This window comes from Corynebacterium sp. KPL2895, from assembly GCF_040225815.1.
In the GTDB taxonomy this organism is placed as follows: domain Bacteria; phylum Actinomycetota; class Actinomycetes; order Mycobacteriales; family Mycobacteriaceae; genus Corynebacterium; species Corynebacterium rhinophilum.
In genome coordinates this window covers 1-21493 of the sequence record NZ_JBEHFY010000028.1, presented here as the reverse complement: position 1 = coordinate 21493, position 21493 = coordinate 1, and the positions used below count along the sequence as shown (strand labels likewise).

Sequence of the window (21493 nt, the reverse complement as noted above, 5' to 3'; positions counted from 1 at the left end):
GGGCGCACCGGCGTGCATGACCGGACCGATCAGCTCCCCCGCGGCCCCCACAGCGGTTCCTATTTACACCGCTACCGCGCACTAGCCCGCGCCCTGCGCCACCGCTGCGCGCGCCTTGCCCGGCCCTACCCGCTCGGCATTATTGCCTTGGGCCTTATCCTCGCGGTACAGCCGTGGGGGCTGACCGCCGCCGATACCAAACACGATCTCGCCGCCAACCCGCGGCACTTCCTGCGCGGCGCGCTTGATGCCTATACCGATATCTTTACCCTGGGGCAGCTGCAGAACCAGGCCTACGGTTACCTCTTCCCGCAGGGCCCCTTTTTTGTTTTAACCGAGCCCTTGCCGGATTGGATAGCTCAACGCCTGTGGTGGCTGTTGGTCTTAAGCGTGGGCTTTATCGGCTTTTACAAGCTAGCTACCCGGATTGGCCTGCGCGGCCGCTGGGTCTGGGTGGCGGCGATGCTCTATGCGCTCTCCCCGCGCTCGCTATCCACCCTGACGGCCATCTCTTCTGAAACCTGGCCGGTCATGCTAGCCCCGTGGGTCATCCTGCCCTTCCTGCGGGAAAAACTCACCTGGCGCGATGCTGCCGCCGCCACGATTCCCGTGGCGCTGATGGGCGCAGTCAACGCCACCGCCACGCTCGCGGCGTGCACCCCGGCGCTTGTCATCGTGGTCTATCGCCGCGCCTTCAAGCCCGGCGCGGCCTGGCTGCTTGGCTGCCTGTGCGTATCCGCGTGGTGGATTGGCCCGCTTATAATCTTGGGCCGCTACGCCCCACCGTTTACGGAATTTATCGAATCTTCCCGCGTGACCACCCGGTGGCTGAACCTGCCGGAGATCCTGCGCGGGACGACGAGCTGGTCGCCCTTTGCGGATGCCGAGCGCATCGCCGGCAACGAGCTCGCGACCTCTGCCTTCTTTGTCCTTATCACCATGGCCGTGGCCACGATTGGCATGTATGGCTTGTGCCGGCTGCCCCGCGTGTGGTCCATCATGCTGATTACCGGCGTGGCGATTTTGGGCTGCCAGGCGGCGTGGTACCTCGACGCGCTCGATGGGGTGCTAGCCCCCCTGCGCAACCTGCACAAATTCGATCCGCTGGTGCGCATCCCGTTGCTGTTGGGCTTTGCCCGCGCCTGCCAGCGCCTGCCGCTGCCCACAGGCCTGCGGCCCACCAAGAAGCAGACGGTAGGCGCGCTGGTGCTGCTCGTCTGCATCAGCGCGCTCTCCCCGGCGTGGTCGCAGCGGCTGCTGCCCCTAGGCGCCTACGACGAGGTGCCGGACTATTGGCATGAGGCCACGGATTACATCAACGAGCACGCTGAAAATACCCGCACTTTGATCTATCCCGAGGCCTCCTTCGCCCGCCAAGAGTGGGGCTGGACCCGCGATGAGCCGGCGCAGCCGCTTCTTGATGTCCCTTGGGCCGTCCGCGATGCCATTCCCCTCGTGCCGCCGGAGGCCATCCGTGGCCTCGACGGGGTGATGGCAGTACTAGACGAGGACCCGGCCAGCGGCGTGCGCGCCTTGCAGCGCCTGGGCATCGGCGCGGTGATGGTGCGCCACGATCTTTTTGCCGCCGATAATGACACCTTGAGCAGCAAATTTGGCGGTGAAGTGCATACTTTTGGCGAGGTCGATGTGATCCTGCTCGAGCAGCATTCCATGGCTTTGACCTCAGACGATCCCGTCCGCGTGGCCGGTGGCGGCGAGGCGCTGGCCTTCCTCGATGCCCACGATGGCCCCGCCGCCCGCGAGCTGGTGGAAGGGGACGCCGATATCGTCACCGATACTCCCACGCTGGTAGATCGCAATTACGGCACTCTCCACGGAGCCGCCTCGGCGCCACTGTCCACAGACGATCCCAGCCACGTTTATAACCGCCTGCGCGATTATCCCTCCGCCGGCCCACTGACCACGGTGGAGACCCACGGCGGTGATGTCGAAGTCTCTTCTTCTGCCGCCGATGCCACCGCCTTTGGCGGCGCCCAGCCGGAAAAGTCCGCCACCGCCGCCGTCGATGGGGAAAATTCCACCGCCTGGTGGCCCGCACCCGGCGATGATGAGGGCTGGATCGAGCTGCGCGGTGGCTTTAACCAACCGCGCCTAAAACTCATGGCCACCAGCTCCACCACGGTGACGGTGCGCTCGGGCGGCGCGGCAGTAGAGGTGGATCTGCAAGCCTTTCGCTACAAGACGGTGCGCGTGCCCGGCGGTGATTCCCAGGCCATCCGCGTGGAATTATCCCACCGCACCGGCATCTCGGAACTGGAGGTGGAAGGCCACCCCATCGAGCGCGTGGTGACCGTACCGGATACCTCACCGAATGTGCACCAATTCTTCTTCCAGCAGATGGTGCACGATACCGGCGTGCTCATTCGCGATGTCACCGTGCCGCGCCGCATGGAAGTCACGGTGGATTCCACCAAGCCGTTGCTTATCGATTCCCACCGGTATTCCCCCGGCAGCACCCTGACCCTTGAGCCCGGCGTCCACCGCGTGCGCACCACCGGCGCGTGGGTAGCCATGACGGAAAAGGGCTGGTCCCCGCCGAGCGATTATCGCCTCACCGATTTTTCCATCGATTCTGCAGAGGATGAACGCCTGCTCATTACCGGGCGCGCCTTTAATAAGGGCCTGCGCGGTTTTATAGGCGATACCGAGCTCACCCCGTACGAGATCGATGCCGCTACCCAGGCGTTTATCGTCCCTGCGGGCACGCATGGGGAATTCCGCATGACCTTTAAGGCGCAGCCTGCCTACCGCGCCGCCCTGCTCTTTGGCGGCGCGCTCGGCCTGGCCACGCTGGGTTTCTGCCTGCTTTTCGCCGCGCGCCGTAGCCCGCAGCCCACCTGGCACCCGCATCCTGGTGGCATGGCCTCTGCGATGTACTCGCTGGCCTGCCTGGCACTGGTGGGGTGGCCGGCGGCGCTTGCGGGCATGGCCGCCTGGCTCATCGTGCGCTGGACCACCATTCCGCGGGCTTATTTGGCCAGCGGCGTGGTAGCCGCGGCCGGGGCCATCCTCGCCCGTGCCCCGTGGACCTCCGGGGCCTATGCAGGCGATTCCGTGCTGCTTATGTGCTTATGTGCCGCGGGCCTGGCCTGCCTTTTCGCTGCCGACGGCCCCGGCCCCGGACCCGGCCCCGGCCGCGGCCCATCAGAAGATCGCGGCCCGGGCGCTCGATAAGCGTGTAACTCGCCGCAGAAACCACAACGGTGCCCACCACCGTGACGGCAAGGATCACCCAAAAATCCAGCGGTTTCCCGCTAAACAACGCCACCCCGGTCAGCGGGAAGGCCACGGCGAGCACCGCCACGTGCCACAGGAAAATGGAATAGGACCACGCGCCCAGCGCCTGCATGAGCGGCGAGGTAAGCCACGAGGTTCCACGTGGAACCAGGGCCACCGGCACCGCCACACACGCAGCAAATACCGCCCCGGCGATGATGCGGCGGGCAAATTCCGCCGGCTCCGGATGCACCAGCCCGGCCGGCCCAAACCAGTCCCGGCTCGCCACCCACAGCACGAGCCCCGCCAGCACAACCCAGGCCCAACGCACCTGCAGAATGCGCGCCGTGCGCTTGCCGATGCCCCTTTCTTCCACCTCCGCCGCCAGCATGCCCACCGCGAACCAGGAGGCATAGGCCGGTGGCCAGATTTGCGAGTTAACCTGGTCCTCGGAATAGTCCGCGACAAAGGGGATAAATCCCCAGCCCCAGCTCAGTACCGCGGCACCGGCGATAACGGCCATGCGCCAGCGCTGCGGCAGGCCGCCAATGGCCCACACGAGGAGCGGTAGTACCAGGTAAAAGAAAAACTCCACGCACAGCGACCACAGGTGGGTAAGGCCCGGGGCAAGGCCATCGACCACATAGATCTGCGTGGAGGTCAGGTTGGCGAGGATCTGGGTGGGGGTGATGGAGTGGGCATCGGGAAGCAGCAGCACAACCGCTACCACGCAGGCATAATAGGCCGGTGCCAAGCGCGCGATACGGGAGTGGGCATAGCCGCGCACCGTGTGCAGCCCGCGCCGGCGCCACAGGAGGAAGGCGCTGAGGGCGAAGAATACGGCGACGAAGAAATCGAAGCGCCCGGCAAATCCCCACCCGGTGCCGGTTTGGAAGGATACGTGGGTGACAATGATCCCTAATGCGGCAACCGCGCGTAGGCCGTCTAGCTCCGGCAGGTGCTGGGGTAGTCTTTTCACAGATGCCTGCGTGCGCACGCTTGCTCCTTTACCCCGGAAACCTGAAACTGATTGGATATAGTACTGCAATGAGCCGCTACCTTTGGCCACGCTCGCCACGGGCGTGGGTTGTCATTGCCGCAATCATTTTCCTCCTCATTGGTACCCTCGCCCCGACCCTCTACAATAACCGGACCCGCCCGCTGGGCTTGGATAAAGATTTTTCCACCTCGAGCGGGCCCACCGACGCGGTGTGGATGGACGTGCGCGCCCTCATGGCCGGTGAAGCTCCCTCAGATACCACATCCAGCGATGACCCGCGCTGCGCCGACAAATCCGCCCCGATGTGGTGCTACCAGCACCACGGGCCGCTGACCTTGGAGCGCACCATTGCCACCGGCGAGGTAGACGATGATGACACCATCGCCACCACCGATTCCGTAACCAGCCTGCTTGCCGGAAAAGACGGGGACTCCCAAGAGGAAATCGCCTCCGTTGATCAACACTCTGTGCTCAACCGCGAATCCACGTTCCCGGTAGCGGATCCGGTCAATAAATGGGCCCTCGCCCTGCCCGAGTTCAACACCGATCTGACCCGGGAGGACTTCGAACGAGACGGCCTGACCTATTTCTTCCCCTCCGGTACCGAGCAGCGCTCCTACGCATTTTTTGATTTCCTGGCCCAGGAATCCACGCCGATGGACTTTACCGGCGACTCAAAAATGGATGGCATCCCCATCTATTCCTATCACCAGGACTTACAGCCGCTGCCGCTGAAAAACACCTTTAGCAATATCAGCGCAGATTTGGGCAGCACCACTAAAACGGACGAGCTGAAATCCGGCGATTTCCAGTTAACGGGTCCTGCAAGCCGTTTTTATGACCGCCACTCGCGCGAGCTTTTGGATCTAGATGCCGATGCCACCGTTATTGTCGAGCCCTTTTATACCGTGGGCCGCGATATTTCGGTCGAGCCCACCACCGGCACCATCGTGGATGTCCGGGAAAACGTCAAGGTCTTTTTCGCCACCGATATCCAGCAGGCGGGAACCCTCATCGCAGAGGATGACACCGCAGATCGCTCCGTGCTGGCAGCAGATTTCCGGTGGTCAGAGGATACCCGCGCGGAGCGCCTCGCTGAGGTCCGCCCGGTAATCTACGCCATCCGGGGGCTTATGGCCGTTGGCTGGCTGGGCAAGGCCATCGGTGTTTCCCTGCTCATTTTCGCCGCCTACCAGTACATGCGCCGCCACCGTGACGCCCATGATGCCGCACACGCCTAGGCGCATCCTCCTCGGGCTGTGGGGAATTATCCTCGTGTCCGCGGTGTGCTGGCCCTTCGCGCTGCCCGGCGAATTCCTCTGGCGCGATATGGTGCTCTTAAACGATCCTGGGCTTACGCCATCCACGCTGGGAGCGGGAAGCCTGCCAGCCCGCAACGCACCCCAAGATGGGTTTTTGGCCTTACTCGGCGGCGCGTGGGCCGCCCGGGTACTCATCTTTGCCGCCGCCGGGGCCTCCGCGCTCACCGCCGCGCTGTGGTCCCGCACCACGGTAGCCGCGCTGGCCGCGATGACCATCGCGGTGGCCAATCCCTTTGTCATCGAACGTCTCCTCCAAGGCCAATGGTCCCTGGCCATCGCCGCTTGGCTGCTCCCGGTTATCGCCTGGGCGGGGCGCCGCCACAGCTGGCTGGCCTGGCTGGCCATGTGGGGCGCATCGCTTACCCCTACCGGTGGACTGTTCGCGGTGGTCACGGCCCTTTTTACCTGCCGGAAGCGAGTGGCCTTGGCGGGCTGCCTCTTGTGGCTGCCGTGGCTGGTTCCAGGCCTTTTCCAACCCGGCGTGCCTGGCGATGCCGCAGCCGCCGTCGCGGCCTTTTCCCCGCGGGCCGAAGAACACGTGGGCACGGTGGGCGCGCTGTTGCGACTCGGCGGAATCTGGAATGGTGAGGCCGCCCTGGGCTTGGCAGTGTTCGGCCTCTTCGTGGCAGTTCTCGCGCTGGCGGGCGCGCACCGCGTCCCGGCGCGCTTGACCGTCCTGGCTGCGCTGGGACTCGGCGGGGCGCTGGCGTGTTGGCTCTTGCCCGGCATGCTGGAATGGGCCATCGATAACGTTCCGGGGGCGGGTCTTTTCCGCGATAGCCACAAACTCACGATGCTCGCGCTGCCGCTATACGTCGCCTCCATCGGCGCGCTGCCGCAGATTCCGGCCGTGCTGGCGCTAGTGGCTGCCACCATCCAGGTCCTCCCCGCCCCGTCCCGCCTTGCCGTGCTTTCTCCCCGCGATACCGGGGTGGATGAGCAGTTGGTGCGCGATATCGACGGACGCCTGGCATTTTTCCCCGAACGGCCCAATTTGGTGGAGGTTCCTTCGGGGGATGGCGGCGCGCTTGGGGAAGCTACCCTGGGAGTCGCGGTCGATCCCTATTCCAAGGCCGTGCCCATGGTGGAATCTGGCGAGCTTAGCGTGGACGGTGAAGTCATCGATCAGGCCTCGCCGCAGTACCGCGCGGCGCTGCGCGCCTGGCAGGACCGCGATATGGCGGGCCTTACGGAACTTGGAGTGGGCGTCGTGGTGGTTGATGGTGCCATCGCCGCAGAGACCAACGCCCCGCGCCCCGCGCTACCGTGGGCGCTTACCGCCCTGTGGATGGCTACCCCGCTACTAAGCCTTGGAGCAATTGTGCAAAGGCAGCGCCGGTCTTCTCCCATGAAAAGCGCGCGGCAAACTCCCGGGCATTAGACCCTAGGCGCCGTCGCAACGCCGCGTTATCCAGTAACTCTTGGGTGGCTGCCACGAAGTCACCTTCTTTTTCTACAAGGATTCCGGTCTCGCCATCGATTACGCTATCGCGCAGGCCAAATGCATAACCTACTGTGGGCACTCCATGTTGGGCGGCCTCCATGACGGCAAGGCCCCAGCCTTCTTTGTGGGAGGGCATGAGGTGGGCATCGGCACGCGCGAGCAAGGCGTGCTTATAGTCTTCCGTAACCTGGCCGCGAAAGCGCACGCGTTCTGTCACACCGAGCGTTTCGGCATAATCGCGCAGGTTCGATTCCCACCAGCCCGAGCCAATCACGTCCAATACCGCCCCCGGCGTGCGCGCCACCGTATCCATAGCGTGCTCGATCTGCTTGTGCGGGACTAGCCGCGAGAGGGTCACCAGGTGCTTATCCGCCTCGCGCTCGAGGGAAGGCACGTGCGCCGGAATGGGGTCCAAACCGTTGGCGATGATCCGCGCACCCTCAATGCCGAGCGCCTCCAGATCCTCGCGCGAGGCCTGCGAGACCGTGACGTAGGTCGAATCCCGATATACCCGCGGTGCCACGCGCGATTCCAAGAACCAGCCCAACCGCCCGAGCACCGGACCGGCCACGGGCCATTGCTCGCGGTGGCAATGGTGGGTAAGTAGCACCGTCGGCGCGCCGGAAATCAGCCGCGCGAAGAAGGGAATGCCGTTTTGGGTATCGATGACCACGTCAATGCCGCGCAGATCCCCCAGGCCCATTCTCCCGGCAGCAATGGCCATCCACGCGCGCGGGTACACGCCAAACTTGGCACCGCCGCGGCTATAGCGCACGCCATCGCGGACCTCCCGGCGCGCCGCATTCATGTGCTTAGAGGTGCGAAAGACCACCTCGTGGCCCTGCGCCGCTAGGTACTCCCCTACGCGTTCGAGGTAACGCTCGGAGCCACCGCCCTGCGGGTGGGTGGAATCGCGCCAGCATAGTAAAAGAATTTTCATCGTGGGGTATTAGCCTAGTGGTTTATGAAACACACCCGCGACATGGCCACGCTCTCCCGCTCTTGGGCGCTGCTGCGCTCTTTCCGCTTCGAGCAAACCCGCCCCGATATTTTCTACGGCGGCCTGGCAGAAGATACGGCCAGGTTGGTGGAGAACTTGGCCCGCGACTTGGGCGTGCCGCTTGCCGATGCCCTCGTGCTCGACGTAGGCGGCGGCCCCGGCTATTTTGCCGCAGCCTTCGCGGACCGCGGCGCGTCCTACGTTGGCCTTGAGCCCGATGCCGGGGAAATGTCTGCCGCTAATATCCACCTCAGCAATTCCGTGCGTGGCGATGGCACGCGCCTGCCCTTCGCAGATGATTCCTTCGATGTGGTCTATTCCTCTAATGTCGCCGAACACATCCCCCGCCCGTGGGATATGGGTAAAGAAATGCTGCGCGTTACCCGCCCCGGCGGCCTGTGCATCATGAGCTATACCGTCTGGCTCGGCCCCTTTGGCGGCCACGAAACCGGGCTGTGGGAGCACTACGTCGGTGGCGCCTTCGCCCGCGACCGCTATACCCGCCGCCACGGGCACCCGCCCAAGAATGTCTTTGGCACCTCGCTATTTAATGTCCCCTGCTCCGCCGGCCTCACCTGGGCCGAGTCCACTGGCGCGCTAAAGCTCGCCTTTCCGCGCTACCACCCCAGCTGGGCATGGTGGCTAACCAAGGTTCCTGGCCTGCGCGAATTCGCCGTGTCCAACCTGACGCTGGTACTGCAGCCCGACTAAACCGTGCCACAGCTCGCGCCGAGGTTGTCCTGCTATACTGCCCAGCATGCCGGACCAACTACAAAGCTCACAGCTCTCCCCCACCGTTCGCGCAGCTCACCTGGGGTGGGCCGTGGCAAGCGTCGTCGCCACATTTGCCGGTGCGGCACTCATTGGCATCGCCTGTGGCCTCATTACAAAGAGCGGTTCCTGGGTGGCCTTTGGCATCGCCGTCGGCGGCGCCATCTTCGGCTTGGGAACGGTCTGGTACGGATTTTCCCGCCGCTTGGGCTGGTCGTGGCGCGATGCCGGGTTTGTGAAAGCCGAGCATTCCTTATGGCACCTGCTGTGGTGGATTCCCCTCGCCATCCTGGGTGCTGGTGCGGCCACGGGCGGCGTCAATGCATTACTGGGCGGCGAACCAGCCGGCAATAACCTTTCCGTCGGCCTAAAGATAAGCCCTGCCGCCACCATCATGGTGATACTCAGCACCGCGCTTGTCATTCCCTTGGTCGAAGAAGTGGCCTTTCGCCGCGTCCTATTGGATTGGCTACAAAATTCCATGCCCACCTGGGCGGCAGCGCTTATCACCATCGCTGTCTTCGCCCTCGCACACGGCATCCCCGCAGTAATGCTCTACATCGCATTCTTTGGCACCTTTTTGGTGCTCGCGCGCTTCTGGTTCAAGACCCTTACCGCTCCCCTGTGCATTCACATTGCAAATAACACGGTCGTGGCAATCACGGCTCTGGCGGGACTATCGGGCTAAGCAATCCCTGCGCAGCAGGAGAAAAACGCTAGTTCAGTAGCCGAGGTGGAAACTACGTCCAGAATGCTTCAATGTACCCAAAAGTACGGAAAGGTTTCTACAGTATTTTATGGACACAACTTCTGGCACCATGGAGAGAGTGAAGAGCTCTAACCGCAAGAAGATCATTGAAAATTTGGGCAAACCCCGCATTGAGCCGTATCTAGAGGCTGCAAATGGAAATGAGAAGCATGCACTTGCTCTTTATCGTTGGGGCGTTGAGATGACCGCCTCCGTTCAAGAAACACTGGGTATTACCGAGGTTTTTCTTCGTAATTCCATTGATACACAATTGCAAAAGTGGAACAGCGAACAACTTGGACAACGCAGTACCAGTTGGCTCCTCGAGGCCCCAGCAAGGCCTTTACGTAGCCTAACGCAAGGCAAGAGGTTAGAAGCTAAAAGGCGGGCTCAGAAGTCAGCAGATCGTCGCCCTGCTAGCCATTTTCGGCATGGGCAGGCGATTACACATGATGATGTGCTTGCTCACACGATGTTCGGGATGTGGAAAGATATCCTCTCTAATCATGCACCTGACGCAGATCCGGAAAAGACCGAAAATAAAAACCGCTTCACCTTATGGGAAGGGGCAGTAAAGGACGCTTTTCCTTTCGCAGATGATTCAAGTGGTAAAAAGACGTACTGGAGAGTTGCCCATCTGCACGATCTTCGGAATCGTGTCTCACACATGGACAGTTTGTTAAACGTAGATATTCTGGACGTTACCAAGGATGCCTTTACCCTAACAGAAAGTATTGATTCTGCATTAGCCAGTTGGTTGACCAGTACCAGTACTGTTAGTGCGGTACACAAGAAACGACCAATATAAGAAAAGGCCAACAGGCGCTTTTCGTCCTGTTGACCTTTTCAACTCATGACAAGGGAACCTGTCCTTGCCTTCTCTGATCTTTAGCATACATGATTTGCATACCTGTGCCAAACCGACCATCGAAGTTGGTGAAACTCTAAACTATTCGGGGTAGTTTCGCTGAAATGCTAGCTAATTTGGCCCCAGAACACTTCACTCCGCCGGGAGTACTTCAGGATCTGCAGCGAGACGACGAGTAATGGCTGCAGATTGAGAGGGCGTAGGGTATCTCGTAATTCGATATCTCGGGCTATAGCAAAAGCTATAGCTTTTGATTCTCATTCTCCTGAAGCTTTTTGTTCTTAGACTCCTGGTACCTTTTGGTTGCAAGATAAGTGCTGAAGGCGCCCATTAACACGCATGCACCGGAGCTGATCAAAAGTCCCGTAGACGGATTAGAGGTGGATATTGAGAAAATGAAAACCCCAACTCCAATAGTCAACGCAAACAAAGCTGCGATTAGTATTGATGATTCGCGCATATTTCCTCACAATCCTGGGACAGTATCTGTTTGCCCGTGACTGAACTACCCCGGATTTTATCCCTAGACATTTGCCTTGATTCCCAATTTATCCTAGGGGCCGTTCCGAGGCTTTCAAGATAAAAACTAGCATTTTCCATCCAAGATCGACCTCAGTACCGGTATTTCAGTGGTTTCATCGGCCCGGCCCTAGAAAATAGATTCCTCTTGGGGTTTAAAAGTCGTAGTAGAATAATAAGGGCCCCAACGAGTGCTCGCTCGTTGAGACCCTCGGGTCTAAAGACCCACGTGAAGGATCGCGGTAACGAACTTCACGGTAGCGGTCACAAAGTTGAGGACTCCGCTCACCAAGTTAAGGATTGTAGTTCCTTTGGTGGCGGGGTCTTTTCCGTTGTAACTGGGTGTATCGGTTTAACCCCAACAAAGATCTAACCCCAGAGCTTTACGCTGCTGGGGTTAGCTTTATGCGGGAATTACCGCGGATGAACGCGTTTGGAAGCGGCGTCCTCCACGCGCTTCTTCAGGGCGCGGAACTGGTTCCACACTTCCTCGGGCACGCGAGAGCCCAGGAAGTTCAGGTACTCGGCGTTGTCTTGCATATCGCCTTCCCATTCCTTCGGGTCAACGTCAAGGGCGGCGCGAACGTCGTCGACATCGAAGTCAAGGCCTTCCAAGTCGATGTCCTCGGCGCGGGCGGTCCGTCCGACCACCGTGTCCTCGGCCCCTACGTTGCCTTCGATGCGGTCGATGATCCACTTGAGAACGCGGGAGTTCTCGCCGAAGCCTGGCCACAGGAAGCGGCCGTCGTCGCCGCGGCGGAACCAGTTCACCAGGAAGACTTCCGGCATGCGGTCGCCGCCCTTTTTGCCCATGTCAACCCAGTGCTGCAGGTAGTCACCGGCGTTGTAGCCCATGAACGGCAGCATGGCCATCGGGTCGTGGCGCAGCGCGCCAACTTCGCCCTCTGCGGCTGCGGTCTGGCCGGAAGATAACAGTGCACCGATCATGGTGCCGTGGTTCCAGTCGAAGGACTGGGTAACCAGCGGAACCGTGGTCTTGCGGCGGCCGCCGAAAAGGATGGCATCAATCTTGACGCCCTTCCAGTCATCGTATTCCGGCGCGGCGGTGGGGCACTGGGAAATCGGCACGCAGTAGCGGGAGTTCGGGTGAGCTGCCTTGGTGGACGATGCCGGCGTCCAGTCCTCACCGGTCCAGGAGATGAGGTGCTCTGGTGCCTCGTCGGTCATATCCTCCCACCAGACATCGCCGTCATCAGTAAGCGCAACGTTGGTGAACAAGGTATTGCCCGGCTTCATGGTATCCATGGCGATAGGGTTGGAGTCGTAGTTGGTGCCAGGGGCAACGCCGAAGAACCCGTTTTCCGGGTTTACGGCGTAGAGGCCGTCCTCGCGCAGGTGCAGCCAGGCGATGTCATCGCCCACGACCTCAGCCTTCCAGCCCGGAATGGTGGGGGTGATCATGGCCAGGTTGGTCTTACCGCACTGAGATGGGAATGCGGCGGCGACGTGGTAGTTCTTTCCTTCAGGGTTCGTCAGCTTCAGGATGAGCATGTGCTCAGCCATCCAGCCTTCTTCCTTGGCCATGACGGACGCGATGCGAAGCGCGTAGCACTTCTTGGCCAGGATGGCGTTGCCGCCGTAGCCGGAACCGTAGGACCAAATCTCCTTGGTCTCTGGGAACTGGGTGATGTACTTATTGTCGTTGCACGGCCAAGCAACGTCCTCTTCGCCTGGCTGCAGCGGAGCGCCGACGGAGTGGAGGGCGTGGACGAAATCGCCGTCCGTACCAATCTTGTCCAGTGCTTCTGCGCCCATGCGAGTCATGATGCGCATGGACAAGACCACATAAGCGGAATCGGTCAGCTGCACGCCGAGCTTGGGCTCTGGATCGCTGATCGGGCCCATGCAGAAAGGAACGACGTACATGGTCCGGCCCTTCATGGATCCACGGAAGGCCTCCGTCATTTCTTCCTTCATGGCCTTTGGCGGTGCCCAGTTATTGGTTGGGCCCGCATCTTTTTCCTTCGAGGTGCAGATGAAGGTGCGGGATTCCACGCGGGCAACGTCCGCAGGGTTGGACCGCGCCAAGTAGGAATTCGGGCGCTTTTCCTCATTTAGCTTGATGAGGGTGCCTTTATCGACCAGCTCTGCGGCGAGGCGGTCAGCCTCTTCCTGCGAGCCATCCACAAAAGCCACCTCGTCCGGCTGGAAAAGCTCAACGCTTTCATTAATCCAGTCGATCAGTTTTTGATTGTCTGTAGGCAGCTCTCCAACGAGGCCCTGAATGGTGGCGGTCATTAAAAATTCTCCTCTGGATAGGATGTGAAAATCGGGGCACATCACGGCCCAACTTTGCCTTCCGCCTCCAGATTAACCGGCAGAGCCAAAATATTGGTCACATTAAGTGTCATTTTTCCCACTCCGGTTATATCCACCGCCGTGAGCGGACGTTTACCAAGCGCACCGCGAACAATTGTGATTTTAGGCGTGACACCCTCCACACCATTCCGGGGGTGCCAAAGTGCCCCATTCTTCCGCTCCGCGCCACAAAGCACCACCCCCGTCAAAGCCTCCGGTCATCCCCCTCCCCCATACGGCGGGGAAAATACCCGGCGCGGCATATTGCTTGCCATGCCTGGACAGGGAAAAATAGGGCGCAATGAATAGCACGGATAATTCTCAAAACACCCCTGCCGGAGAAATGCCACCGGGTCGCCCGCCGCAAACGGACTTCAATGCGGTCTTTGACAATGACCTGGACTACCCGCGCCTGGGCAATGTCACCTTTCGCCGCGGCACGCTCACGGATAACCAGCACCAGCTTTTTGAACAGCGCTGGCCCGAACTGGGCCGCGTCTTAAGCGATGAGCTTATCGATGTCGCTGAGTGGTTCGGCCGCACCGGCGCCAAGACCATCGTGGAAATCGGCTCCGGCACCGGCACCTCCACCGCGGCCATGGCACCGCTGGAGCAGGACACCAATATCATCGCGGTAGAACTCTATAAGCCTGGCTTGGCCAAGCTCATGGGCCAGATCGAGCGCGAGGGCATCGATAATATTCGCATGATCCGCGGCGATGGCGTGGAGGTCATGGTGCGCATGATTGCCCCAGAATCCCTGGACGGCATCCGCGTCTTCTTCCCAGACCCCTGGCCCAAGGCGCGCCACCACAAGCGCCGCATCATCCAATCCGGCACGCTCAACCTCTTTGCCTCCCGGTTGAAGAAGGGTGGCGTCCTGCACGTTGCTACCGATCACGCCGGTTATGCCGAATGGATAGATGAGCTCGTGCACGTCGAGCCCAGTTTGGAGTACAAGGGCTGGCCGTGGCCAGACTGCCCGCAATTGGTAGATCGCCAAATCATCACCAAGTTTGAGGGCAAGGGCCTGGATAAAGAACACGTCATTACTGAATACCTGTGGGAGAAGAAGTAAATGAGCACCTATCTACTGGTGTGGGACGCACCCAATATGGATATGGGGCTCGGCTCCCTGCTCGGCGGGCGCCCCACTGCGGCGCACCGCCCGCGTTTTGATGCCATCGGCCGGTGGCTGGTCTACCGCGCGGTAGATGTCGATGCCGATCCGCAGGCCGCAGTATTTACCAATGTCTCCCCCGGCGGCGCCGATGTGATTCGCCCCTGGGTAGAGGCCATCCGCAATGTGGGCTTTGGCGTCTTTGCCAAGCCGAAGATCCACGAAGATGATGACGTGGATCCAGACATGATCGAGCACATTGAAAAACTGCGCGCTGATCTCGCCGGCGTCGTGGTCGCCTCTGCCGATGGCCAGAACTTTCAACCCTTGCTGGAAGAGCTCATTGATGAAGGCCTGCCCGTTACCGTCCTGGGTTTCCACGAACACGCCTCCTGGGCCGTGGGTCACGCCGAGATCGAATTCGTTGACCTAGAAGATATTGACGGCGTCTTCCGCGAGCCGCTGCCCCGCGTCAACCTGGATAACCTGCCTGAAGGTGGTGCATGGCTCCAGCCATTCCGCCCGCTGGCTGCGCTACTAAATAATAGCTAGGAGGCTTACCCCACATGTTTGAAAAATGGGGACGATTTTCCTATGCGCACCGCAAGGTCATTCCCATCGTCATCCTCGGTGCCATCCTTGCCCTCTTCGTAGGTTTTGGAACCCAGCTCGAGGAACGCATGAGCCAGGAGGGCTGGGAGGACCCGAATGCGGCATCGACAAGCGCGGCGCAGATCGAACAGGAAACGTTCGGCCGCGATAATTCCGGCGACGTGGTTTTGCTCTTTAGCTCGCCCGATGAGAACTTCGATGCCGCCAAGGAGCACTTGGCGCAGCTTAAAAAGGATTATCCGGATCAGATTGACTCTGTCACCAGCTATTTCGATAGCAAGAACCCCAACCTGGTCAATGATGATCATTCGCTGGCCTTTGCCGCCATTGGGCTCAAGGGCGATGACGAACAAACGCTGAAGGACTTCCGCGCCATCGAGGGCGCGCTGGCGGATACCTCCGCGCCGGTCGAGGTTGCCGGCGCCACGGCCGTGGCGGACGCCCTCGATGAAGGCATGGCAGAAGATATTGCGCGTGCGGAAAAGGCAGCGCTCCCGCTCGTTGGCCTGCTGCTCCTCGTGGTCTTTGGTTCCGTGGTGGCGGCGTTCATGCCGCTTATCGTCGGTGGCCTATCCATCCTGGGCTCACTGGGAATTTTGGCCATCCTGGCCGGTTTCCTGCAGGTCAACGTCTTTGCCCAAGCAGTAGTCACGCTGCTTGGGCTGGGCCTGGCCATCGATTACGGCCTATTTATGGTCTCCCGCTTCCGCGAGGAACTGGACAAGGGAAGCTCCACCAAGGATGCGGTGGCCACCACCACCGCCACCGCCGGGCAAACAGTGGTCTTTTCCGCGGCGATGGTCGCCGTCGCGCTCTCCGGACTCTTCCTCTTCCCCCAGGCCTTCTTGAAGTCCGTTGCCTATGGCTCGATTTCCGCCGTCGGCCTGGCGGCCCTGCTGTCCGTCACCGTCCTGCCCGCCCTGTTTGGCATGCTCGGGCCCAAGATCGATCTGTGGTCGGTGCGCCGCACCTCCCGCACGGCCCGCACCATTCAAGACACCTGGTGGTACAAGCTGCCGCGCTGGGCCATGCGCCGGGCCAAGGGCCTGACCCTGGCCATCTGCGGCCTGCTCATTGCACTGGCGCTGCCTATCATGAGCATCACCTTCGGCGGCATCAACGAAACCTACCTGCCGCCCAACCACGACACCCGCGTGGCGCAGGATAGCTTCAACGACGAGTTCCCCGCCTTCCGCACCGAGCCGGTCAAGCTCGTGGTGGAAGGCGCCACCAACGAGCAGCTTGTCGATGTCGTCATGCAAGTCCGCGGCCTCGACGGCCTTACCGAACCCATGGGTCCATCGACCGCCACCCAGGACGGGACTACTGTCCTTTCGGCCGGCATTAAGGACCGCGAGGACTACGCGCGAATCGTCCACGAGCTCGAGGACGTTACCGCGCCCGAGGGCGTCAACCTTTATGTCGGCGGCACGCCAGCCATGGAGGTCGAATCGCTCGATGCGCTCTTCCACAAGCTGCCGTGGATGGCGCTGTACGTCGTGCTCGCCACTTTCATCCTCATGGCATTAGTCTTTGGCTCCTTCGTGCTGCCGATTAAGGCCATTGTCATGACGCTATTGACCCTGGGCGCCACCCTGGGCATCCTCACGCTCATGTTCGTCATCGGCGTGGGCTCCGGCGCGCTGAACTTCTCGCCCGGCCCACTCATGAGCCCCATTCTGGTGCTGATCATCGCCATCATTTATGGCCTGTCTACCGACTACGAGGTCTTTTTGGTCTCCCGCATGGTGGAGGCGCGGCGGCGCGGCGATAACACGGACGAGGCCATCGCCGCAGGCACCGCGCATACTGGCGGCATCATCACGGCGGCTGCCCTGATTATGATCGTGGTGGCGGGAGCGTTCGGCTTCTCCGATATCGTGATGATGAAATACATAGCGTACGGCATGATTTTTGCGCTGCTTATCGATGCTACCATTGTCCGCATGCTCCTCGTCCCCGCCGTCATGCACCTGCTGCGCGAGGATAACTGGTGGGCGCCTAGCTGGCTGCACCACTTGACCACTAGGCTTTCTGGTAGTACCACCCGCCGTGGGAAGACCATTCCCTTCAGTGAGTTAAAGCGGCGCCTTGAAGGAGATAAATAATTGAAAAATTGGCTGCAAGTTATCGCCTCGCTCATAGTCCTAGCCATCCTCATCTACGTCTTCCGCGATGAGCTGGACTTTTTGAGCGAAGGTTTCTCACGTCTCTCCCACGCCGAACCAGGGCCGGTAACGCTCGTGGTCGTTGCTTCCATCCTCTCCGTCGTGGCGATGGGCGAGGTCATGCGCCTGCTCATCCGAGCCGGTGGCGTGGAAGTGGAGGGCACGGAAACCGCCGCTCTTACCTTTGCATCCAATTCCTGGTCCACCACCATGCCCGCGGGCCCAGCCTTTTCTGCCATTTTGACCTTCCACGTGCAGCGCACCTGGGGCGCCTCGGTGGTCCTGTGCGGTTGGTTCTTCGTGCTCTCCTCCGCTATTTCCACCTTGTGGCTGGTGCTCATTGGTCTTGGTGGCGTGCTCTTCCTCAACGCCAATATGGCCCTGTGGTCCCTCATCGGCACGTTGGCAGCGATGCTGGCGCTCTCCGGCGGGCTTTTCTGGCTGAGCAATCACCCCGAAACGCTGGAGCGCTGGGTAAAAAAGCAGCGGCTGGTAAAAGGCTCGAAGCGCGAAGCCCTGCTCGAGCACGTGGAAAGCCTCAAGGAAGTACACCTCACCCGCCGGCAATTCGCATGGGCATCGTTCTATTCCTTGGCCAACCGGCTCATTGACATGCTCGCGCTCTGGGGCTGCGTTTGGGCCGTGACCGGCCAAATGCCCACGACCGATTCGGCCGATAACACCACCACCATCGCGGGCGTCGCGCTGGCTTACCTCACCGCCAAGCTGGCCGGCTCCGCCCAGGTCACCCCAGCGGGTCTGGGCACGGTGGAGGCGGCGATCATCGCCACGCTCGTGGCCACGGGCATGACCGCGGTCGATGCCACCAGTACGGCTATTATCTACCGCCTTATCTCTTTTGCCTTCATCACCGCTATTGGCTGGGTCATTTACTTCTGGCACTATGCCCGCAAGGGCATTACCTACGCCACGCTATCCCGTAAAGAAAAAGAAAAGGAAACCGTATGACTTCAATGCGTATCGCTCCGCTCATTGACATCATCGCCTTGATGATTTTCGCCATCGCCGCCCGCCTCGCCCACGGCGGATTGAGCTTTTCCAGCTGGGTCGATGCCTTCTGGCCCTGGGCGGTAGGCGCGCTCATCGGCTGGGCCATCATCCTGGCCACAAAGGTCCAGGGCAAGTGGAAAGAGGGCCTTGTAGTGTGGCTGTCTGCCATCATCGGTGGCATGGCCCTGTGGATCGTGGTAAATGGCCGCCTGCCCCATTGGAGCTTTCTCATTGTTGCGACCGTGATGTCCGCCCTGTTCTTCTTTGGGTGGCGGCTATTCGCCCGCAAGCATTAAATCTTAAAATATCCCCGCTAACCAGAGCTGAGGTTGCCCGCAAATCGTGGACACGTAGTGGAGCTGCTTAGGGGTTAAGCAGCGGCCTTCTTATTACCATTTTGATCAGCGAGCTGAGCTTCAAAATCGACGGGGCTTACCTCTCTATGGACGAGTGGCGACGGCACCGGTTGTAGACGACTTCAATCCAGTAAGTCACAGCCTGACGCGCATCATCGCGGGTTGGCCAGCGCTTCCGGTCGTAGAACTTAAGTCTTAAGCGTCGACTAGAACGACTCGGCCATCGCATTGTCAAAGCAGACACCAGTACGGCCGACCGATTGTGCAACACCCAGGTTGCGGCACACCTCCCAAAGCTTCTCACTAGTGAATTGCGTTCCGCGGTCGGCGTGAAAGACAAGCCCATCAGCAACGTCACCGCGGAGGTGTATGCGCCATCTGCAGGGCCCGTTCGACCAGGGAAGTATCTTGAACGCTATCCATAGCCCAGCCCAGTACCCTGCGGGAATGGCCATCGCGGACCGCGCACAAATACAACCAGCCTTCACCAGTGCGCAGATAAGTAATATCTGACATCCACACCCGGTTAAGCTCACCGGCATCAAACATGCGCTTGACCAGGTCAGGAAGACTCGACTTACGCTTGGCTTGAATCGTTGTCACTGGGACAAAGGTCCTGTGGTGAAATCCCCTTTTAATCCCCATCATGCACATCCGTTTAGCCACAGTATTTTCGGTTAAGCGCAATATGGTAGCGCTCACCTAGTTCTGCGGTGATCCGCGGAGCACCGTAGACCTCGTTGGAGTCTTTCCAAATCTGATGAATCTTGCGATCAACATCATCGTAAAATGCCGCACGATCATCATTACCGGATAAGCGTTGCTGCTGCATATGGGCCCATGTGTAGTATCCAGACCGAGACACTTTTAATAGCCGGGCCATGCGTTTGATGCTGTAGTTCGCCTTCTCTGGCGGCATTAGTTCGAACTTTTCTGATCGCTTTGCCTTAAAGCGAAGAAGGCTGTCGCTTGTGACAAAACTCGTTATCCATCTTCGCTTCTGCTAATTCACGGCGCAGACGAGCATTTTCAGCGCGAAGATCGGCCTGGCTTAGCCCATCTGATGCTCCTTAAGCGTTCGCGCTCATTTTTTACCCACCGGCCTAAAAGGCCTGGTCCGACGCCGATTTCTTTAGCCACATGAGCGATTGGGCGCTGCGACTCAATCACAAGATTCGCGGCTTCACGTCGATACTCAGGTGTGTATTTCTGGCGTTGTTGATTCACAATGAACATCCTCTCTTACGGACACAAGATCCGCACAAAATAGGGTGTCCACTAAACGAGGGTAACCTCATAGCTGCGTGTCGAGGGGGGCGTCGAGTAAACCTTCTCGTCGCTTCACTAACGGCGAAGCAATTCTGCAGCTTCCGGCGCCCCAGCCTTTGCTAGCGAGTCAAGTACGTCATCAATGGTTCTTGGAGGGTTTTTAAAAGCAGCAGTTGCGTAGGTGATTGCTTGATGAACTAGCGGGCCGCAGAGATCGATTTGGTCGCAAAGGAACTCGTCTGCGGATTGAACCTCGACGTCGTAGTTTTTCAATTCGGTCTCTGGAAAATCGCGCTTATTTTCCGTGACGATCACCTGTGCACTGCATCGGATGGCTGCAGCGCGGACGTGCCTGCCATCTGGATCTGGAAGATGGAGCGCTGAAATCAGATCCTCGTGCCCCGTCACGAGGCAATCATCGACCGCCTCGCACATGAGTGTCCTGGTTCTGGCAAGTCTGTTCGGATCAAGATCAGGCCGATTTGTCTGCAAATTGTCGAAGACCTCGTCCAGGATCGTGTCTGTCCACCGTGCTTGAAAAATCCCGGTGTTCGCTAACCGGATCAGAACATCGCGCAGCATGCTGGGGTAGAGCACATTCGCGTCGTAGACCACCGTGAAGCCGCTCATTCATACAGTCCTAATTCATCGGAGAGGATTGCGAGCTTATCGGCAGCGGCGCGCTGTTCAAGGGCTCTCCGGTGCTTAAAATCCTGCACATCAGAGGCGTATAGACGCCGGTGGGTGCCTACCTTATGCCCTTTGAGTATGCCCTGATCCAGAAGCTTGACGACATGCGGGCGGGAAACGTTCAGCAGGTCTGCCGCCTGCTGCGTGGTCAGCTCTGCACTTGTGGGAACAATACTGACGGTGCGCCCGGCGGCAGTGTTAGCCAAAATCTCGCGGAGTAGTTCGGCAACATCACGGCGCAGACGAATTGGTTCGTTTGTCCCCTCAGTGATGACATCGACCTCGCCGAGGTCTGTGTCCCCTGCAAGGGCGCGGTTAAGTTTTCGAAGGGCTTTCTGGGCTGTTGCCTTAGTATGGGCTGCGCCGTTGTCTTGTGCGTGCGTCATGGTCCTATGCTAACCGTTAAACGAAATAAACGAAACGCTCGACATTTCGGAGGGACAGCAGGGTGGAAGGGGGCCAGCGTTTTTATTGCGACAAAAAGAGTGCGACGGTGATGGTTGGACGTGCCAACGCTACGCGAAAAAGAAACTTTCGAGCCCCGGGTGAAGTGCCCCGGGTTTTGTTCCTAGGCATTTGCCTTGTTTTCCATTATTGCCTGTTGCGGGGTCTTCTTCCAAAATTCGGTTTCCACCTCGGCTGGGGTTCGGTATCCCAGGCTTTGGTGGAGCCTTGTCTCGTTCCACCGTGACACCCACTCGAACGTCGCAATTTCTACCTCGACAACATCATTCCAGCTGCGAGTATGGATAAGTTCGTTCTTGTAGGAGCCGTTAACGTTTTCAGCCAGAGCATTGTCATATAAGTCACCGACACTTCCGGTGGAAGCTGTAATGCCGTGCTGGGTAAGTCGCTCGTTGTAGACAACGCTGACGTACTGCGATCCGTGATCCGAATGGTGAATGAGACCTGTTGTTTCCTCAGCACATACGATCGCCTAGTTAAGAGCTTGCAGCGGCAAAGGGACCTGACCCCCATTTGGTGGACACCTGATATCCAGCCCAGTCGAGCTGGCAAGATTGGTAATCTACCACCATGT

The 21493-nt window shown here is 59.8% G+C and carries 17 protein-coding genes and 1 pseudogene; 11 read left to right on the top strand and 7 right to left on the bottom strand.

Features of this window, described 5'->3' with window-relative positions:
- The first annotated feature begins 12 nt into the window (after window positions 1-12).
- Window positions 13-3195 carry an alpha-(1->3)-arabinofuranosyltransferase domain-containing protein gene (locus tag ABRP95_RS10795; RefSeq protein WP_284850457.1) on the top strand — a complete coding sequence of 1061 codons (3183 nt, stop codon included), beginning with the start codon at window positions 13-15 and terminating at the stop codon, window positions 3193-3195.
- On the opposite strand, the gene ABRP95_RS10790 is transcribed toward ABRP95_RS10795, so the two are convergent.
- Window positions 3083-4234, bottom strand: a complete 1152-nt coding sequence (locus ABRP95_RS10790; protein ID WP_284785744.1) for an acyltransferase family protein — start codon at window positions 4232-4234, stop codon at window positions 3083-3085. The genes ABRP95_RS10795 and ABRP95_RS10790 overlap by 113 nt on opposite strands.
- Before the next feature lie 50 nt (window positions 4235-4284).
- Between ABRP95_RS10790 and ABRP95_RS10785 the strand changes: the two genes are divergently transcribed.
- Window positions 4285-5478 (top strand): porin PorA family protein, encoded by a 1194-nt coding sequence (locus ABRP95_RS10785; protein ID WP_284785742.1) that lies wholly within the window; start codon window positions 4285-4287, stop codon window positions 5476-5478.
- On the top strand, window positions 5459-6940 hold the full coding sequence (locus ABRP95_RS10780) for an MmpA family trehalose lipid delivery protein (RefSeq protein WP_349839440.1): 1482 nt from the start codon (window positions 5459-5461) through the stop codon (window positions 6938-6940). Before ABRP95_RS10785 ends, ABRP95_RS10780 begins: the two co-directional genes overlap by 20 nt.
- On the opposite strand, the gene ABRP95_RS10775 is transcribed toward ABRP95_RS10780, so the two are convergent.
- Window positions 6852-7943 (bottom strand): glycosyltransferase family 4 protein, encoded by a 1092-nt coding sequence (locus tag ABRP95_RS10775; RefSeq protein ID WP_349839439.1) that lies wholly within the window; start codon window positions 7941-7943, stop codon window positions 6852-6854. The genes ABRP95_RS10780 and ABRP95_RS10775 overlap by 89 nt on opposite strands.
- A 24-nt stretch (window positions 7944-7967) precedes the next feature.
- Between ABRP95_RS10775 and ABRP95_RS10770 the strand changes: the two genes are divergently transcribed.
- From ABRP95_RS10770 to ABRP95_RS10760, 3 genes are all read left to right on the top strand, one after another.
- Window positions 7968-8714 (top strand): class I SAM-dependent methyltransferase, encoded by a 747-nt coding sequence (locus ABRP95_RS10770; protein WP_349839438.1) that lies wholly within the window; start codon window positions 7968-7970, stop codon window positions 8712-8714.
- A 46-nt stretch (window positions 8715-8760) separates the two neighbouring features.
- Window positions 8761-9462 (top strand): CPBP family intramembrane glutamic endopeptidase, encoded by a 702-nt coding sequence (locus tag ABRP95_RS10765; RefSeq protein ID WP_349839437.1) that lies wholly within the window; start codon window positions 8761-8763, stop codon window positions 9460-9462.
- A 109-nt stretch (window positions 9463-9571) separates the two neighbouring features.
- Window positions 9572-10330 carry a hypothetical protein gene (locus ABRP95_RS10760; RefSeq protein ID WP_349839436.1) on the top strand — a complete coding sequence of 253 codons (759 nt, stop codon included), beginning with the start codon at window positions 9572-9574 and terminating at the stop codon, window positions 10328-10330.
- 993 nt (window positions 10331-11323) lie between these two features.
- Here the strand turns inward: ABRP95_RS10760 and ABRP95_RS10755 are convergent.
- The gene (locus ABRP95_RS10755) at window positions 11324-13168 is read right to left on the bottom strand and encodes a phosphoenolpyruvate carboxykinase (GTP) (protein ID WP_284785735.1); all 1845 of its coding nucleotides are present in this window, start codon (window positions 13166-13168) and stop codon (window positions 11324-11326) included.
- A 361-nt stretch (window positions 13169-13529) separates the two neighbouring features.
- On the opposite strand from ABRP95_RS10755, the gene trmB reads away from it, so the two are divergent.
- From trmB to ABRP95_RS10730, 5 genes are read left to right on the top strand one after another with little or no spacing between them, the layout of a single operon-like run.
- Complete coding sequence (trmB, locus tag ABRP95_RS10750; RefSeq protein WP_284771181.1) at window positions 13530-14306, top strand: tRNA (guanosine(46)-N7)-methyltransferase TrmB; 777 nt, start codon at window positions 13530-13532, stop codon at window positions 14304-14306.
- Window positions 14307-14900, top strand: coding sequence for an NYN domain-containing protein (locus ABRP95_RS10745; RefSeq protein WP_284771180.1), 594 nt, complete (start codon window positions 14307-14309; stop codon window positions 14898-14900).
- Between the two features lie 14 nt (window positions 14901-14914).
- The gene (locus tag ABRP95_RS10740; protein WP_284771179.1) at window positions 14915-17068 is read left to right on the top strand and encodes an MMPL family transporter; all 2154 of its coding nucleotides are present in this window, start codon (window positions 14915-14917) and stop codon (window positions 17066-17068) included.
- Window positions 17069-18097, top strand: a complete 1029-nt coding sequence (locus tag ABRP95_RS10735; protein ID WP_284640308.1) for a lysylphosphatidylglycerol synthase transmembrane domain-containing protein — start codon at window positions 17069-17071, stop codon at window positions 18095-18097.
- 5 nt (window positions 18098-18102) lie between these two features.
- On the top strand, window positions 18103-18435 hold the full coding sequence (locus tag ABRP95_RS10730; RefSeq protein ID WP_284785758.1) for a DUF3054 domain-containing protein: 333 nt from the start codon (window positions 18103-18105) through the stop codon (window positions 18433-18435).
- Between the two features lie 74 nt (window positions 18436-18509).
- On the opposite strand, the pseudogene ABRP95_RS10725 reads toward ABRP95_RS10730, so the two are convergent.
- The 4 genes and pseudogenes from ABRP95_RS10725 to ABRP95_RS10710 all read right to left on the bottom strand — a co-directional run bounded on the left by ABRP95_RS10725 (window position 18510) and on the right by ABRP95_RS10710 (window position 21289).
- Window positions 18510-19731: pseudogene (locus ABRP95_RS10725) on the bottom strand (IS3 family transposase).
- Window positions 19732-19839: 108 nt separating this feature from the next.
- Complete coding sequence (locus ABRP95_RS10720) at window positions 19840-20394, bottom strand: PIN domain-containing protein (RefSeq protein ID WP_296090161.1); 555 nt, start codon at window positions 20392-20394, stop codon at window positions 19840-19842.
- Entirely contained in the window at window positions 20391-20840 is a 450-nt protein-coding gene (locus tag ABRP95_RS10715; protein WP_284785368.1) for a helix-turn-helix domain-containing protein, read from the bottom strand. The genes ABRP95_RS10720 and ABRP95_RS10715 overlap by 4 nt, the downstream gene beginning before the upstream one ends.
- 182 nt (window positions 20841-21022) lie before the next feature.
- A complete protein-coding gene (locus ABRP95_RS10710) occupies window positions 21023-21289 on the bottom strand; it encodes an integrase core domain-containing protein (protein WP_349839444.1) in 267 nt (88 codons plus the stop codon).
- Window positions 21290-21493: the final 204 nt, after the last annotated feature.